The organism is Streptomyces sp. NPDC049837, from assembly GCF_040674455.1.
Classification (GTDB): Bacteria; Actinomycetota; Actinomycetes; order Streptomycetales; family Streptomycetaceae; genus Streptomyces.
The window spans coordinates 13,735-26,384 of the sequence record NZ_JBFAMP010000009.1; the positions used below are offsets into that span (position 1 = coordinate 13,735).

13 protein-coding genes are annotated in these 12,650 nt (G+C 72.2%); 7 read left to right on the forward strand and 6 right to left on the reverse strand.

The features are described from left to right. The first annotated feature begins 96 nt into the window (after window positions 1-96). The gene (gene lysS, locus AB0J57_RS23600) at window positions 97-1,839 is read left to right on the forward strand and encodes a lysine--tRNA ligase (RefSeq protein WP_366130282.1); all 1,743 of its coding nucleotides are present in this window, start codon (window positions 97-99) and stop codon (window positions 1,837-1,839) included. Between the two features lie 153 nt (window positions 1,840-1,992). Next, window positions 1,993-2,196, forward strand: a complete 204-nt coding sequence (locus tag AB0J57_RS23605) for a hypothetical protein (protein ID WP_366130283.1) — start codon at window positions 1,993-1,995, stop codon at window positions 2,194-2,196. Between the two features lie 13 nt (window positions 2,197-2,209). On the opposite strand, the gene AB0J57_RS23610 is transcribed toward AB0J57_RS23605, so the two are convergent. From AB0J57_RS23610 to AB0J57_RS23620, 3 genes are all read right to left on the reverse strand, one after another. Beyond that, window positions 2,210-3,460, reverse strand: a complete 1,251-nt coding sequence (locus tag AB0J57_RS23610; RefSeq protein WP_366130284.1) for a DUF2637 domain-containing protein — start codon at window positions 3,458-3,460, stop codon at window positions 2,210-2,212. A 116-nt stretch (window positions 3,461-3,576) separates the two neighbouring features. Then, complete coding sequence (locus tag AB0J57_RS23615; RefSeq protein WP_366130285.1) at window positions 3,577-4,311, reverse strand: DUF3558 family protein; 735 nt, start codon at window positions 4,309-4,311, stop codon at window positions 3,577-3,579. 141 nt (window positions 4,312-4,452) lie between these two features. Continuing rightward, the gene (locus AB0J57_RS23620; protein WP_366130286.1) at window positions 4,453-5,289 is read right to left on the reverse strand and encodes a DUF3558 domain-containing protein; all 837 of its coding nucleotides are present in this window, start codon (window positions 5,287-5,289) and stop codon (window positions 4,453-4,455) included. A gap of 222 nt (window positions 5,290-5,511) precedes the next feature. On the opposite strand from AB0J57_RS23620, the gene AB0J57_RS23625 reads away from it, so the two are divergent. Next, the gene (locus AB0J57_RS23625; protein WP_366130287.1) at window positions 5,512-6,705 is read left to right on the forward strand and encodes an RtcB family protein; all 1,194 of its coding nucleotides are present in this window, start codon (window positions 5,512-5,514) and stop codon (window positions 6,703-6,705) included. A gap of 216 nt (window positions 6,706-6,921) precedes the next feature. Here AB0J57_RS23625 and AB0J57_RS23630 read toward each other — a convergent pair whose 3' ends face one another. Continuing rightward, a complete protein-coding gene (locus AB0J57_RS23630; RefSeq protein ID WP_366130288.1) occupies window positions 6,922-7,686 on the reverse strand; it encodes an SDR family NAD(P)-dependent oxidoreductase in 765 nt (254 codons plus the stop codon). Between the two features lie 123 nt (window positions 7,687-7,809). Here AB0J57_RS23630 and AB0J57_RS23635 point away from each other — a divergent pair, with 123 nt between their 5' ends. Both AB0J57_RS23635 and AB0J57_RS23640 read left to right on the forward strand, forming a co-directional pair. Next, a complete protein-coding gene (locus AB0J57_RS23635; RefSeq protein WP_366130289.1) occupies window positions 7,810-8,313 on the forward strand; it encodes a hypothetical protein in 504 nt (167 codons plus the stop codon). 59 nt (window positions 8,314-8,372) lie between these two features. Further along, window positions 8,373-9,083: an AAA family ATPase gene (locus tag AB0J57_RS23640; RefSeq protein ID WP_366130290.1), complete on the forward strand. Its 711-nt coding sequence runs from the start codon at window positions 8,373-8,375 to the stop codon at window positions 9,081-9,083. Window positions 9,084-9,187: 104 nt separating this feature from the next. On the opposite strand, the gene AB0J57_RS23645 is transcribed toward AB0J57_RS23640, so the two are convergent. Next, the gene (locus tag AB0J57_RS23645; protein ID WP_366130291.1) at window positions 9,188-10,624 is read right to left on the reverse strand and encodes an FAD-dependent monooxygenase; all 1,437 of its coding nucleotides are present in this window, start codon (window positions 10,622-10,624) and stop codon (window positions 9,188-9,190) included. A 115-nt stretch (window positions 10,625-10,739) separates the two neighbouring features. On the opposite strand from AB0J57_RS23645, the gene AB0J57_RS23650 reads away from it, so the two are divergent. Beyond that, window positions 10,740-11,300 (forward strand): TetR family transcriptional regulator, encoded by a 561-nt coding sequence (locus tag AB0J57_RS23650; protein WP_366130292.1) that lies wholly within the window; start codon window positions 10,740-10,742, stop codon window positions 11,298-11,300. Window positions 11,301-11,408: 108 nt separating this feature from the next. Continuing rightward, the gene (locus AB0J57_RS23655) at window positions 11,409-11,876 is read left to right on the forward strand and encodes a MarR family transcriptional regulator (RefSeq protein ID WP_366130293.1); all 468 of its coding nucleotides are present in this window, start codon (window positions 11,409-11,411) and stop codon (window positions 11,874-11,876) included. Window position 11,877: 1 nt separating this feature from the next. Here AB0J57_RS23655 and AB0J57_RS23660 read toward each other — a convergent pair whose 3' ends face one another. Continuing rightward, a complete protein-coding gene (locus AB0J57_RS23660) occupies window positions 11,878-12,612 on the reverse strand; it encodes a Mut7-C RNAse domain-containing protein (RefSeq protein WP_366130294.1) in 735 nt (244 codons plus the stop codon). Window positions 12,613-12,650: the final 38 nt, after the last annotated feature.

Here is a 12,650-nt window from a genome sequence, read left to right on the forward strand (position 1 = left end):
GTGGCTTTGCCCGGCCTGTGGACAACCTCGGGGGACGTTGTTCCGTCTGGGAGAATGTCTTACGCCAGCCTTCGAGAAGACCGAGGAATCAAGGACGTGCCGATCGTGGCTCAGAGCAGCACCGAGACCGACTGGGTCTCCCGTTTCGCGGACGAGGTCATCGCCGAATCGGAGCGACGTGCGCCTGGGAAACCGGTCGTGGTCGCCTCCGGTCTGTCGCCGTCGGGCCCCATCCACCTGGGCAACCTCCGCGAGGTCATGACCCCGCACCTGGTGGCCGACGAGATCCGGCGGCGGGGGTACGAGGTCCGTCACCTGATCTCCTGGGACGACTACGACCGGTACCGCAAGGTGCCGGTGGGCATCCCGGGCGTCGACGACTCCTGGCAGGAGCACATCGGCAAGCCGCTGACCTCCGTCCCGGCCCCCGCCGGCTCCGCGTACCCGAACTGGGCGGAGCACTTCAAGGCCGGGATGATCGAGTCGCTCGCCGAGCTGGGCGTCGAGTACGACGGCATCAGCCAGACCGAGCAGTACACGTCGGGCGCGTACCGCGAGCAGATCCTGCACGCGATGCGGCACCGGGCGACGATCGACGCGATCCTCGACCGGTACCGCACGAAGGACAAGGCGACCGGCAAGCCGAAGAAGCAGCAGCAGAAGCCGGTCGACGAGGCCGAGCTCGTCGCCGAGGAGGGCTCCGGCGCGGCCAGCGAGGACGACGGCTCCGGCGGCACCGGCGGCTACTTCCCGTACAAGCCGTACTGCGGGCAGTGCGGCAAGGACCTGACCACCGTCACCTCGTACGACGACGAGTCGACGGAGCTGGCCTACACCTGCGCCTGCGGCTTCGCCGAGACGGTGAAGCTGAGCGAGTTCAACCGCGGCAAGCTGGTCTGGAAGGTCGACTGGCCGATGCGCTGGGCGTACGAGGGCGTGATCTTCGAGCCCAGCGGTGTCGACCACTCCTCGCCGGGGTCGTCGTTCGTGGTGGGCGGACAGATCGTGCGCGAGGTGTTCGACGGCGTCCAGCCGATCGGCCCCATGTACGCGTTCGTCGGCATCTCGGGCATGGCGAAGATGTCGTCCTCGAAGGGCGGCGTGCCGACCCCGGCCGACGCGCTGCAGATCATGGAGGCGCCGCTGCTGCGCTGGCTGTACGCGCGCCGCAAGCCCAACCAGGCCTTCAAGATCGCCTTCGACCAGGAGATCCAGCGGCTGTACGACGAGTGGGACAAGCTGGAGGCCAAGGTCGCCGACGGCAGCGTGCTGCCGGCCGACGCCGCCGCCCACTCCCGCGCGGTGCGCACGGCGGCCGGTGAGCTGCCGCGCACGCCGCGCCCGCTGCCGTACCGCACGCTCGCCTCGGTCGTCGACATCACCGCCGGGCACGACGAGCAGACGCTGCGCATCCTGAGCGAGCTGGACCCGGCGCGGCCGCTCACCTCGCTGGACGAGGTACGCCCGCGGCTGGACCGCGCGGAGAGCTGGATCTCCACCCAGGTCCCGGCCGAGCAGCGCACCATCGTCCGCTCCGAGCCCGACACCGAGCTGCTCGGCTCGCTGGACGAGGAGGGGCGCGAGTCGCTGCGCCTGTTGCTGGAGGGCCTGGACAGCCACTGGTCGCTGGACGGGCTCACCACGCTCGTCTACGGCGTGCCGAAGGTGATGGCCGGCCTCGACCCGGAGGCCAAGCCGACGCCGGAGCTGAAGGTCGCCCAGCGCACCTTCTTCGCCCTGCTGTACCAGCTCCTGGTCGGCCGGGACACCGGGCCGCGACTGCCCACGCTGCTCCTGGCCGTGGGCGCGGACCGGGTGCGCAAGCTGCTCGGCGCGTAGCCGCCGGGCCGCTCGGCCGCTTGGCCGCTCGGCGCTTCCGGAGGGCTCTCACCTGCGGGTGAGGGCCCTTCGGCGTTTCTGCATCCTTCGGATGACCCGGGTCTCGGTCCGGGGCAGGACGATTCCGGGCGCGGGGCACGGGACCGTGGAGCCATGAAAGAGATCGTGGCAATCATCGGTTGGGTCACCGGCATCCAGGGCGCGCTGGGCGTCGCCGGACGGACCTTCGGGGACGGGCCCTGGGGCCTGCTGCACAAGTGGTGGGAGATCCCGACGGCCGGGTACGCCGTGATCGCGGTGCTGGGCGCGGGCCTGGCCGTGTACGGCGAGACGGCGAAGATCCGGGCGAAGCGGTGAGCGGCCGGGCGGGTCAGGCGATGTGCTCGGCGGCGAGTTCCGCCTGGTAGTGGTTTTTGAACTCGGGCAGCAGGCGGCGCAGCAGGACCGCGCTGAGGGGGTGGCGGATGCCGTGGCCGTCGGCGAGGTGGATATCGAGGACGTCCACGCTGGGCCAGTCGTTGTTCTCGTCGACGTACTGCTTGAAGACGGGGTAGGCGAGGCGGCTGAACTCCTCGGCGTCCGGGTCGGAGAGCTCGGCGGGCAGCGGCTCCTGGGCGGCGTCGGGGCCCGGGGGGACGCGGACCGGGGTGGGCTCCAGTCCCTCGACGTAGGTGGGGGCGTAGGCGCGCTCGTAGGCGTCCTGCGGTAGTTGGGGGGCGTCGAACCAGGGGCTCTCGTGGTTGCCGGGGAGCCGGGGGGCGGGCTCGGGGGCGGGCTCCGGTGCCGGTTCGGGCTCGGGGTGGGGGGCGGGTTCCGGTGCCGGTTCGGGGGCCGGGGCAGGCTCCGGATCCGGGTCCGGGTGGGGGTGGTCGAGGGCCTGCGCCTGCGGGAGCTCCGGCGTCGCCTTTTCGAGCTGGACCGGGTTCGGGGGCAGCAGCACCGGCTCGATGCCCGCCGCCGCGAGGCCCGCCGGGGCCGTCTCGGCGAGCGGGACGCCGTACTTGGCCAGCCGCAGCGGCATCAGCGCCTCCACGGGGGCCTTGCGGCGCCAGGCGCGGCCGAAGCGGGCCTGGAGGCGGGCCTGGTAGATCAGCCGGTCCTGTTCGAGCTTGATGACCTGCTCGTAGGAGCGCAGCTCCCACAGCTTCATCCGGCGCCAGAGCCGGAAGGTCGGCACGGGTGACAGCAGCCACCGGGTGAGGCGGACGCCCTCCATGTGCTTGTCGGCCGTGATGTCGGCGATCCGGCCGATCGCGTGCCGCGCCGCCTCCACCGCGACGACGAACAGGACCGGGATCACGGCGTGCATGCCGACGCCGAGCGGGTCGGGCCAGGAGGCCGCGCCGTTGAAGGCGATCGTCGCGGCGGTCAGCAGCCACGCGGTCTGGCGCAGCAGGGGGAAGGGGATGCGCAGCCAGGTCAGCAGCAGGTCGAGGGCAAGCAGGACACAGATACCGGCGTCGATGCCGATGGGGAAGACGAGCGAGAAGTCGCCGAAGCCCTTCTTCTCGGCGAGTTCGCGCACCGCCGCGTACGAGCCGGCGAAACCGATGCCGGCGATGATCACGGCACCCATGATGACGATGCCGATGAGTATTCGGTGCGTCCGTGTCAGTTGCATCGCGGCCACCCGCGATCCCCTCCCGTCGATGAATCCGAGCGGGCAAAGCCTGGCACACGCGTGCGGAGCCCGGACCTCGGGGGAGGTCCGGGCTCCGCACGGGGCTTGCCGGTGGGTTACTTGTTGGCCGCGGCGACCGCGGCCACCGCCTCCTTGGAGGCCTTGACCGCGTCCTCCATCAGGTCCGACGGGGTCGGGGTCTTGGCGCCCGCGTAACCGGCGCCGTTGTAGGAGACGGTGATGAGCACGTTCTCCGTACGGGTCACGATCGCCGCGTACTTGAAGTCCTCGTCGGTCTTCTTCAGGCCGTAGCTGATGGCCGTCGCCTCATTGCCGACGCCCGCCGCGGGCGAGGTCTTCACGCCGGTGGCGCCCTCGGTCGCCTTCACCTTGGCGACCTCCTTGGTGTAGTTCGCCTGGGCGCGCTGCTCACCGCTGCCGAGCGACGGGTCGGAGTCGTAGCGCAGCAGCGAGATGTCGAGCCAGCGGTACTGGGAGCCCTTGACGCCGTTGTCGTCCAGGCCGTTCCAGGCGCAGCTTCCACGGCTGGCCGTGTCGGAGGACTTGCCGGGCGTGCCCTTCTCGTTCTTCACCTCCGGCACGAGGTCCTCGATCGTCTTGCCGGTGATCGCCTTGCAGGCGTCGGGCAGCTCCGCGTACTTCGCGGGCGCGACGCTCGGCTTGGGCTTCACGGCGGTCTGCGGCGAGGAGGCGGCGGACGGCGACTGCGCGTTCGCGTCGCTCGTGCCGCCCTTGCTGTCGGAGTCCGACGAGCAGCCGGCGACGACGAGCATCACCGGTACGGCTGCGCAGGCGAGTATGCGGGTGAGTCGCGGGGCTGATCGGTGCATGGTTCCTTCAGTCGCTTGTCGTACGGTCCGGCGGTCCTACGGTCCTACGGTCTACGGTTCCGACACGGTAGCCCGACTCGGGACGTCCGCGGTGGCGTGGCCCGTCCTCGCCGGGGACGCATCCGTCGTCGCCCGGGGTGGCTACTCCTCGAACTTCTCGGCGAGGTTCCGGGCCAGACCCTGGGCCTTTTCCTGGAGTTCCTTGCTGTCGGGCACGTCGGTGACGCGGGCGGGCTGCTCGCCGTACCGGATGGTCACGATGACGTTCGATGTGCGGAACACCACGCTCACGGTGCGGCTCTGGGCGGTGGAACCGGCGCGGGTCAGCACATCGTCCAGGAACGCCGCGTCGCCGAGGTCGGCCAGTACGCGCGGTTCCAGGCCCTCGGGGGTGGCGGGGCTCCCGGAGGGGGTGGGCGTGGGGGTGGTCTTCGCCTTGGGCGTGGGGGCGCCGGTGGTGGGACCCGTGGCGGGCGGGGCCTGCTGCGCCTTGTCCTCGCCGGGGGCGGCGGCCTGCGCGGCGGGGAGGCCGGCGGCGGCCTCCTTCTCGGCGTAGACCTGCTGGGCGCGGTCGTCGTCGCTGACGGCCGGGTCGTAGGAGACGACGCGCTCGAAGTCGAGGGTGAGCTGGTGCGAGGCGTCCGGGCCGTCGGTCTTCCAGCTACACCCGGCACGGCGGTCGGTGTCGTAGGTGACGGCGGCGGTGCCGCGGTAGACCCGCTCGCGCTGCTCCTCGGGCAGTTGGGCGGCGCCGGGGAGGAGGTCCTTGAGGGTGGAGCGCTGGACGGAGCCGCACGGTTCGAGGAGCGTGCGGTACTTGCCGGGCCGGCCGGCGGTGTCGGCGGGGCCGCCCGCCTTGGAGTCGGTGGTGGTGCCGTCCGGGCCGGAGCCGGCGCTGCACCCGGTGAGGCCGGTGACGCCGACGGTGAGCGCCGCGAGGAGTGCGGCCACACCGGGTACGTACGCCCTTCGCTGCACGGTCCCGGGCTCCTTTCGCTCTGGTGCCGGTCGGTACGGCCGACGGTACGGCCGGTGGGCCGGCGGTACGGACGGTGCGGGGAAAACGGGTTGCCGCTCGTCGCCGGTCGATGGACACAATGTGTATCGCACGCGCTGCCGTCGATGCCGGTCCGTTGTCGCTTATACGGATCTTGGAGCCGGTTTTTGCGCTTTCAGACTTTTCGGGGGGATTGAGGAACTATGTCGTATGTAGAGGTGCCCGGGGCGAAGGTCCCGATCCGGATGTGGACCGATCCCTCGACGGTGGAGGGCGGCGCGATGCGGCAGCTCCAGAACGTCGCCACCCTGCCCTGGATCAAGGGCCTGGCCGTGATGCCGGACGTGCACTACGGCAAGGGCGCGACGGTCGGCTCGGTGATCGCGATGCGCGGGGCGGTCTGCCCGGCGGCGGTCGGGGTGGACATCGGCTGCGGCATGTCGGCGGTGAAGACGTCGCTGACGGCGAACGACCTGCCCGGTGACCTGTCTCGGCTGCGCTCGAAGATCGAGCAGGCCATCCCGGTCGGGCGCGGTATGCACGACGACATGGTCGACCCCGGCCGGCTGCACGGCTTCCCGACGGCGGGCTGGGACGACTTCTGGGCGCGGTTCGACGGGGTGGCGGACTCGGTCAAGTTCCGTCGCGAGCGGGCCGTGAAGCAGATGGGGACGCTCGGGGGCGGTAACCACTTCATCGAGTTCTGTCTCGACGAGTCGGGATCGGTCTGGCTGATGCTGCACTCCGGTTCCCGGAACATCGGCAAGGAGCTCGCCGAGTACCACATCGGCGAGGCGCAGAAGCTTCCGCACAACCAGGGGCTGGTCGACCGGGACCTCGCTGTCTTCGTCGCGGACACCCCGCAGATGGCGGCGTACCGGAACGACCTCTTCTGGGCGCAGGAGTACGCCAAGCACAACCGCGCGATCATGATGGGGCTGTTCCAGGACGTCGTCCGCAAGGAGTTCAAGAAGGCGAAGGTCACCTTCGACCGGGTCATCTCCTGCCACCACAACTACGTGGCGGAGGAGCGGTACGACGGCATGGACCTGCTGGTCACCCGGAAGGGCGCGATCCGGGCGGGCTCCGGCGAATTCGGGATCATCCCGGGCTCGATGGGCACCGGCTCGTACATCGTGAAGGGCCTCGGCAACGAGGCGTCCTTCAACTCGGCGTCGCACGGCGCGGGCCGGAAGATGAGCCGCAGCGCCGCCAAGCGGCGGTTCTCGACGCGGGACCTGGAGGACCAGACGCGGGGCGTGGAGTGCCGCAAGGACTCCGGTGTCGTGGACGAGATCCCGGGCGCGTACAAGCCGATCGAGAAGGTCATCGACCAGCAGCGCGACTTGGTGGAGGTCGTGGCGAAGCTGAAGCAGGTGGTGTGCGTGAAGGGCTGAGTCCGGCACGCGTCCACCTGACCGACGAAAGAGCCCCGGGCCTGCCCGGGGCTCTTTCGTCTGAAGCCGCTCATTGGCCGCACCTGACGGGCGTGCAACGACGCCGGTCAGGCCACGAGCCTTCGTCAGATCGACGTCCGGCCGCGAAGGTCTACCCGCAGGGGCCTGGCATGGAGTCGCCAGCACGACGCCCTTCTCGGCCGTCCCCGCCTCGCGTCACTGCTCGCGATGGACCTTGGTGTTGGAGGCCTGGGCGCGGGGGCGGACGACCAGGAGGTCGATGTTGACGTGGGCGGGGCGGGTGACCGCCCAGGTGATGGTGTCGGCGACGTCGTCGGCGCTGAGGGGGTCGGGGACGCCCGCGTAGACCTTGGCCGCCTTCTCGGTGTCGCCGCGGAAGCGGGTGGTGGCGAACTCGTCGGTCTTGACCATGCCGGGGGCGATCTCGATCACGCGGACCGGGGTGCCGACGATTTCCAGGCGGAGGGTCTCGGCGAGGACGCGGGCGCCGTTCTTGGCGGCGACGTAGCCCGCACCGCCCTCGTAGGTGGCGTGGCCGGCGGTGGAGCTGACCACGACGACCGTGCCGGCGCCGCCGGCGGTGAGCGCGGGGAGCAGGGCCTGGGTCATGTGGAGTGTGCCGATCACATTGACCTCGTACATCTGCCGCCAGTCGTCGGGGTCGCCGGTGGCGACGGGGTCGGCGCCGAGGGCGCCGCCCGCGTTGTTGACGAGTACGTCGCAGCGCTCCAGGCTCGCGGCGAAGGCGTCGACGGCCGGGCGGTCGGTCACGTCGAGGGCGTACGCCGTGGCCCGGTGGCCGGCGGCGGTGAGCTCGGCGGCCAGCGCCTCGACGCGGTCCTTGCGGCGGGCGGTGAGGACGACATGGTGGCCGGCCGCGGCGAGCTGCCGTGCCGTGGCGGCGCCGATGCCGCTGCTCGCTCCGGTGACGACGGCGACGGGGGTGGCGGCGGCGGTCATGACGGGTACTCCTCGCGCGGGTGATCGAACGGTCGATACGCGGTCAGCATAGGTCGCCACGAAGATCGCGTCCGAGCGGCGGGGGAGGCGTATGGGAACCGGTCATATAGGTATGTTCGGGACATGGTTGCGATGCGCAGGGCTCTGCTGGTGATGTCCGTCGCCCTGGCGGCGGTGGTGGGAGCGGGCGGCGGTGCCGCCGGTGACGTGGGCCCGGGTGTCGTCGGCCCGGGTGTCGTGGGTCCGGAGGCGGATGTGGCGCACCACGGTCACGTCTCCTTCTGGGAGGGGCGGCTGGATGTCGTGCTGCTCAGTGAGAACCGTGGGCCGTCGGCGCTCGACGACACCACCGTGCGGCTGGCCTTCTCGGTCCCGCTCGCCGCCGGGCACGACCTGCCGGACGGCTGCGTGTGGGGCGGCGACCGGGAGGTGCTGTGCTCCACCGGGCCGCTGCGGGCGGACGGCACGCGGCGCGAGACGGGGCTGAGCGTGCGGACGGCCGGGGCGCCGCAGGAGCTGACGGTACGGGTGGCCACCGCCTGGAACGGCGGCGCGACCGACCGGAACCCGGCCGACAACGACCACCGCGTGCTGGTCCTCGCGACGGGTGACCCGTACGTCTTCTGAGGCGGGTGCGCGGCCTGCGCGGCTTGCCCCGGGACAGGGGTGGCGGTGAGACTCGGGGCGTGATCGTCGAACGTGCGTACGCCCATGCGGCCTCCTACGACGGGGGCGAGTGGCCCTGGTCGGTGCCGTGTGTCCGGCAACTGATGGAGCAGGGGCTGCGGTTCAACGCGCCCGTGACCTTTCTGGTCGGGGAGAACGGCTCGGGCAAGTCGACGCTGGTCGAGGCCCTGGCGGAGGGCTTCGGGCTCGACTCCTGGGGCGGTTCGCACGACTGGCGGTACGCCACTCAGCGCGGCAAGTCGGTGCTGGGGGAGCGGGTGCGGTTCGAGGCGGCCACGTCGCGTGGGCGGCGCATGCTCGCGAGCCGGGCCGCCCGCAAGGGGTTCTTCCTGCGGGCCGAGACGGCACTGGACGCGCTGGACCGGGAAGGATTCGCGCCGGACTCGGTCAGTCATGGTGAGGGCTTTCTCGCGGCGTTCCGGGGCAAGTTCCTCCAGCCCGGGCTGTACGTGATGGACGAGCCCGAGGCGGCGCTGTCGTTCAGCTCGTGCCTCGAATTGCTCGGCCATCTGGACCAGTTGGTGAAGGGGGGCGGCCAGGTCATCTGTGCCACCCATTCCCCGCTGCTGACCGCGCTGCCGGGCGCCGACATCGTCGAGGTCGGCGAACACGGCCTGCGGCGGGTGGCGTGGCGCGACCTGGCCCTCGTCGACCACTGGCGCCGCTACCTCGCCGACCCGGGCGCGTATCTGCGGCACGTCCTGGAGTGATGGGGGCACCCGGGCGCGGGGCGGGGCCGGGGTCATGGCCGCGGACAGGACCCGGGCGCGGGGCGGGCCCCGAGGCGGGACCCGGACCCGGGCCCGCGCGCGGCTCAGTCCGTGGCCCAGGCGATGTAGCCGTCCGGGCGGACCAGGAGGGTGTCGCGGCGGGCGCTGTTCGCCCAGCTCGCCCGTATGACGCGCCCGGGCACCGGGACGCCGGGCGTCCGGGAGGCGGCGCCCTGCGGGGCGATGAGGACGAACTCGCCCTTGCGGAGCAGTTCGTACAGCCGCCCTTCGGTGAGGGCGACGTCCGGGGCGCGCCGGCCCGTCAGGGGGTGGGCGCCGCGCCCGGCGCGGTACGCGATGCCGATGCCGGTGATCATGCCCATCGCCCTGGTGGCCGCCGGGCGGACCGCGTTCAGGAAGCCGGCGCCGAGCGCGCGGACGGTGCGCTGGAGGGGGTTGTGCGCCATGGCGAGGCGTACCAGGGCGCCGCTGCTGCGCAGCACCATCGTGCCGACCGGGTGCCGCTCGGCGTGGTAGCTGTCGAGCAGGGCCTCGGGGTCGGGGGCGTCCCCGCGCAGGACGCAGGCGAGCTTCCAGGAGAGGTTCGCGGCGTCCTGGAGGCCGGTGTTCAGCCCCTGGCCGCCCGCCGGGGAGTGGACGTGCGCCGCGTCGCCGGCGAGGAAGACGCGGCCGGTCCGGTAGGCGGGGACCTGGCGCTCGTCGCTGTGGAAGCGGGAGATCCAGCGGGCGTCGTGCATGCCGAAGTCCGTGCCGAGTGCGGAGCGGGTGATCTCGCGCACCTCGTCGAGGTCGACCGGCTCGCTGTCCGGCACCTGGCGGTGGCGGTTCCAGCCCATGACCCGGTACCAGCCGTCGCCGAAGGGCGCGATGAAGGCGAACGTCTCCCCGGTGCCGTTGACCGTGACCAGACCGCCGGGCTCCTCGGCGAGACGGACGTCGGCGAGCACGATGGAGCGGATGACCGAGCGGCCGGGGAAGGGCAGGCCCAGCTCGCGGCGCACGGCGCTGCGGTGGCCGTCGGCGCCCACCAGATAGCGGGCGCGCAGCGTGGCGCGCGTCCCGTCCGCTCCCGTGACCTCGGCCGTCACCGCGCCGGCGTCCTGGCGCAGGGCGCGCAGCTCCGTGCCGTACCGGAAGTCGGCCCCCGCCGCGACGGCGCGGCACTCCAGCAGGCGCTCGACCTCGTACTGCGGGGTGATGAGCACGAAGGGGAAGCGGGAACGGAGGCGCGACAGGTCGAGCGACAGCCTGCCGAAGGCCCGCATCTGGTCGATCGTGGTGCCCGTCTTCACCAGCTCGTCCGCCAGGTCCCGGGCGTCGAGCATCTCCAGGGTGCGGGCGTGCACGCCGAACGCGCGCGTCATGTTGCTGATCTCGTGCGGTCGGCGCTCGACGACCGTGACCGAGAGGCCGGCGGAGGCGAGGTCGCCGGCGAGCAGCAGTCCCGTGGGGCCCGCGCCCACGACGATGACGTCGATCTCCGTGCCGGCCGTGCCGTCCATGCCCTCCGTGGCTTCCATGGCAGCCTCCTCGGTACCAACGATCGGTGGTCAACAACTGTTGGTCAACGCTTGTTGGCAACGCTAGCCGCCGTCGCGCTGGCACGTCAACACTTGTTGGCCTACATTTGTTGGCATGACGACCGCCCGCCGCTCCGACACCACCCGCGCCGCCATCCTGGAGGCGGCCCGGGAGCGGTTCGCCGCCGACGGCTACGAGCGCGCCACCATCCGCGCCATCGCCCGTGACGCGGGGATCGACCCGTCGATGGTGATGCGGTACTACGGCAATAAGGAGGGGCTGTTCGCCGCCGCCTCCGAGATCGACCTGCGCCTGCCCGAGATCGGGGCCGTGCCCGCCAAGCACATGGGCGCCGTCCTCGTCTCGCACTTCCTCGACCGCTGGGAGCAGGACGACGTACTGACGGGCGTGCTGCGGGTCGGCGTCACCAACGACGCGGGCGCCGAACGCATGCGGGCGGTGTTCAAGGAGCAGCTCGGCCCGATCGCGGCCGCCGTCTGCCCCGACCCGGCCGACGCCCCGCGCCGCGCCGCGCTCGCGGCCTCGCAGTTCCTCGGCATGGCGCTGGCCCGGTACGTGGTGCGCCTTCCGCCGGCCGCCGAGATGTCGCGCGAGGAGCTGATCGCGTGGCTCGCGCCCACCATCCAGCGGTACCTGACCGCCGAGAAGCCGTAGGCCCGGGTTCGGGGCCGGGGTCCGCGGTCCGGGAGGTGCGGTCCGCCGGGCCCGCGGCCCGGGTTCGGCCCGCGCGGTCCGCGGGCCTCCGCTTCGTACACTCTCCGCATGGTGCAGAGGAAGCGGCTGATGGCCGAGCTGTTCGGTGAGGCCCGCCGCTACATGGCCGCGTACGCCCTGTTCAACCAGGCCCTCGCCGACCACCTGCGGCTGCACCCCACCGATGTGCAGTGCCTGAACCTGCTCGACCTGGAGCCCGGCCCCGTCACCACCGGACGCGTCGCCGAGCTGACCGGGCTCACCACCGGCTCCGCCACGCGGCTCGTGGACCGGCTTGAGCGGGCCGGGTACGTCACGCGCGAGCGCGACCCGCACGACCGGCGGCGCGTGCTGGTGGCCACCGTGCCCGAGCGGATGGCGGAGTTCGGCGCGGTCTGGGAGCGGGTGGGAGGCCCCTGGGCGGCGATGTTCGACACGTACACCGAGGACGAGCTGGCGTTCCTCACCGCCCACATGCGGCGCACGGTCGAGGTCAGCGCCGCGCAGGTCGAGGGCCTCCGCGCGCAGCCCGAGTGACCTACGCGGCCGCGTCGCCGAATTCGCGCAGCGCGTCCTCGACGATCGCCTCCAGGCGGGAGTGGTGCGCGCCGCGCCAGTAGACCCGGCCGCACTCGGTGCACTGCGCGAAGACGTCGTACGTGCGCTGCGTACCCTGCTCCAACTGGCCGCGCACCGCGTCCTTGTCGGCGTCCGCCAGCGGACCGTTGCAGGCCGTGCACCGGGTCCACGGGGCGAGCGGCGGGGCGAACCGTTCCAGCACGTCCCGCAGTTGGTCCTCCGGCCGGTCGCTGTAGACGTACGCCCCGGCCCACAGCTCGCGGCGGCGCAGCAGGCCCCGGTCGCGCGAGAGCATCACGCGCCGCTCCTTCGCCGACCAGGTGGCCAGCGCCGCGTCGCCGATGTCCTCGCTCTCGTACGCCGCGTCGACGCCGAGCAGCCGCAACCGGCGCGCCAGCGTGCCCAGATGGACGTCGAGCAGGAACCGGAGCGGCGCGCCCGGCACCGGCTGCGGGCGCTCGATGCCGAGGACCTGGACGTGCTCGCCGGCCGCCGGGATGTGCGCGGGCGTGACCGGGCGGCCGTCGACCAGCAGCGCGCCCGCCTCCGTGAGCGGCACGCCGAGCGACTCGACGACATGGCCGAGCGTCGACACCCCGTCGGTGACCACGACGGAGCGCCCGGTCCGGCGCGGCGCGGCGACGAAGAGGCCCAGGGCGGGCGCGAAGCTGATGTGGATCTCCGGTCCGTTCACGTCGTCAGCATGCCACCGGGCGTGCCGGGCCAGCCAGG